This is a genomic window from Ralstonia sp. VS2407, assembly GCF_052950655.1.
The window spans coordinates 1-607 of record NZ_JBRFVG010000081.1 but is presented as its reverse complement, the minus strand read 5'-3'; the positions used below and the strand labels follow the sequence as shown (position 1 = coordinate 607).

The 607-nt window shown below is 59.8% G+C and carries 2 protein-coding genes; one reads left to right on the top strand and one right to left on the bottom strand.

The window, feature by feature from the left end:
• The coding region (locus ACU8YE_RS23950) for a uracil-DNA glycosylase (protein ID WP_446929836.1) at positions 1-500 on the top strand (500 nt) is incomplete at its 5' end.
• Between the two features lie 27 nt (positions 501-527).
• On the opposite strand, the gene ACU8YE_RS23945 is transcribed toward ACU8YE_RS23950, so the two are convergent.
• Positions 528-602 (bottom strand): hypothetical protein, encoded by a 75-nt coding sequence (locus ACU8YE_RS23945; protein ID WP_446929838.1) that lies wholly within the window; start codon positions 600-602, stop codon positions 528-530.
• Positions 603-607 lie beyond the last annotated feature (5 nt).

Genomic DNA, 607 nt, shown 5'->3' with positions numbered 1-607 from the left:
TACTTATCGTCGGTCAGGACCCCTACCCGACGCCCGGGCATCCGGTGGGTTTGAGTTTTTCAGTGGAGCGGGATGTCCGACCGCTGCCGCGGTCCTTGCAAAACATCTACACCGAGTTGCAGTCAGATCTCGGTATTGCCCCATGTGAGCACGGTGATCTCACCGGCTGGTTTGAACAGGGCGTACTGCTTCTCAACAGGTGTCTAACAGTCCAGCCGGGGCGGCCAGCATCCCATCGAGGCAAGGGATGGGAGGAGGTCACCCAGACGGCGATCGAAGCTTTGGTGGCGCGCGGCGGTCCGCTGGTGGCGATCCTGTGGGGACGCGATGCGCAGTCCCTAGAGCCCATGCTGGGCAAAGTTCCTATCGTAAAGTCCTCGCACCCCTCCCCCATGTCAGCCCGGTACGGTTTTTTCGGATCTCGACCGTTTAGTCGCACGAATGAATTGCTCGTACAGCAAGGGGCCGACCCCATCAACTGGGATTTGTCGTCCCACTGATCGACTCGGCTCGTGGCATCTTTCACGTCAGTCCTGTTCAGGATGTCGGAAGAGCGAGATGGCCGACGCAGCTAGTCCGCCCCACACCGTGACCATCGCAATGATCA